The sequence below is a fragment of the Mycobacterium sp. 1165196.3 genome, assembly GCF_001673415.1.
Lineage (GTDB): Bacteria > Actinomycetota > Actinomycetes > Mycobacteriales > Mycobacteriaceae > Mycobacterium > Mycobacterium europaeum_A.
Genome location: NZ_LZLU01000206.1, coordinates 1 through 2098 on the forward strand (window position 1 = coordinate 1; position 2098 = coordinate 2098).

Genomic DNA, 2098 nt, shown 5'->3' on the forward strand with positions numbered 1-2098 from the left:
CAACAAGGTTGTGCAGTGGGTGCCGGATCGATACTGGCCGGCGCACAGCACGATTCCGTTGACGGTGGGCGGCGCGGCCGCCGAGATCAAAACGGGCCCCGCCGTGATCGGCGTCGCCAGCATCTCCGAACACACCTTCACCGTCAGCATCGACGGCGCCGAGGCGGGACCGCCGACGTCGCTGCCCGCGCCGCACCACCGGCCGCACTTCGGCGAGCAGGGCGTGATGCCCGCCTCGATGGGCAGGCCGGAATACCCGACGCCGGTCGGCTCCTACACCGTGCTGGCCAAAGAGGAAGCGGTGACGATGGATTCGAGCAGCGTCGGCATCCCCGTCGACGACCCCAACGGCTACCTGCTGACGGTCAACTACGCCGTCCGCATCACCAGCCGCGGGCTGTTCGTGCACTCGGCCCCGTGGGCCGTCCCCGCCCTGGGTCTCGAGAATGTCAGCCACGGCTGCATCAGCCTGAGCCCCGATGACGCCGAGTGGTACTACGACCACGTCCACGTCGGCGACCCGGTGATCGTCCAGGACTAATCAGGCACCGTTTACGAAGCTCCGCACCCGGGCGTCAGCCGGGTGCGGAGCTTTTAATTATGCTGCGGCCGAACTCTTTTCACTGCGAATAAGGAACGGGCCCGCTGGTGAACACCAGCGGGCCCGGCCCGTTTTCGAAGCTGAGTCGGCCTCAGCTCGCGCCCGAAGGACCGGGGCGAATCGGCTGCCCGGCCGTCGGCCCGCCACTGGGCGCCGGGCCGGCGGGCGCATCCTTCACCCCGGACATGTCGATGATCGGAGCTGCCGCCTCCAGCGGAGCGCCGGCGGCCGCCGGACCGCCCAGGGCGATCAGCGGCGCGCCGGCCGGCACGACGGGCACCGGCGGCACCACCGGCACCGGCGGAGCGAGGGGCAGCGGCGGCACGATCGGCACCGGCGCACCGATCGGCAGCGGCCCCGGCACCGCCATGGGCACACCGGACATGTCGGTCATGGGCGCCGCGCATACGCCACCGGCCGGTGCGCCCGCGGCCACCGTTCCGGCGCCCGCGGCAGGGCCACCTGCGGCCGGCGCCACCTCGCCTGACTGCCCCTCAATGCACGCGTGGCCGCCCGTAATCAGCGGGGCGGCCGCCGCGTCGGGGCTCAACGCGATAGCAGCTCCGCACAACCCAGCGCCGGCAACTACTTTGATGTTGAACCGATCGACGATCGCCATCAGCGTCAACTCTCCTTTATTCACGCTCAGCTATTTCCGCAATCACTTGGTGCAGCAGGCCCGCCTAGCCGTACCGAGGCCGCTTTTCACGACCGCGCCAATTGTCAGCAGCCGGCGCGCGACACGCGCCACGCCGCACCGCGCCGTTTCCAAATGGTGACGTCACAACGGCGTCACGAATCGGAACAGCCCCGGCATACACCGATCGACCTGCGCGAATACGCCTGCGCGGCAGCCGTAGTCAGCGATTCGTGCCCTCGGTCGCGCACCTGAGCGGCGTGTCCTTTGCACCGAAACCGCGTGCCCGTCCGCACCCGCGTGCTAAGCGTCCCGACGCGACCGGACCCGAGCCGACCGGATGGTGGCCGGACCGACTTCGAATCTCACGGACTTTATTTCTGCGCAGGTCGTTCACAGGAAACTGTTGGTGAACAGTTATCGATTCGAAGGTTACAGAGAAGTTAACATCGAGATTAGAACTGTTGACGAAAAGAGGAGAAGGGGCTATGTCACCACGTCGTCTCGCCGCCGGGTTCATCGGTTCCGCCCTGTTCGGCGGCCCGCTTCTCGCCGGTCTCGTCTGGGCCGGCCCAGCGCAGGCCGACGCGGCCGGTTTCCTCAATGACATGCACCGCGACGGGGTCCACGCCGTCACGGGCGGCGACGCCGCCCTGCTGCAGGCCGGCCTCAACGTGTGCCAGCAAATATCGTGGGGCGCTCCTCCGGCGCAACTCGAAGGCCTGGCGCTGCAGCGCTCCGACGACCAGCAGGGCTCCGGCGGGCTCAGCGCTCAACAGGCCAACGACGTGGTCGTCTACGCCATGCGCGATCTGTGCCCCAGCTAGAGACCACCTCGACCCACCACACTTCGGCGGCCT

3 protein-coding genes are annotated in these 2098 nt (G+C 68.4%); 2 read left to right on the forward strand and 1 reads right to left on the reverse strand.

Features of this window, described 5'->3' with window-relative positions:
* Positions 1–541 (forward strand): L,D-transpeptidase (locus A5659_RS21370; RefSeq protein WP_066876404.1); only part of this gene is annotated, 541 nt, incomplete at its 5' end.
* Between the two features lie 151 nt (positions 542–692).
* On the opposite strand, the gene A5659_RS21375 is transcribed toward A5659_RS21370, so the two are convergent.
* Complete coding sequence (locus A5659_RS21375; RefSeq protein WP_066863394.1) at positions 693–1229, reverse strand: hypothetical protein; 537 nt, start codon at positions 1227–1229, stop codon at positions 693–695.
* Between the two features lie 497 nt (positions 1230–1726).
* On the opposite strand from A5659_RS21375, the gene A5659_RS21380 reads away from it, so the two are divergent.
* Positions 1727–2065 carry a DUF732 domain-containing protein gene (locus tag A5659_RS21380; RefSeq protein WP_066876405.1) on the forward strand — a complete coding sequence of 113 codons (339 nt, stop codon included), beginning with the start codon at positions 1727–1729 and terminating at the stop codon, positions 2063–2065.
* The last annotated feature ends 33 nt before the right edge of the window (positions 2066–2098 follow it).

Coding starts and splice junctions, on each gene's coding strand:
- A5659_RS21380 (WP_066876405.1), top strand. CDS start 1,727: ATGTCACCACGTCGTCTCGCCGCCGGGTTCATCGGTTCCGCCCTGTTC.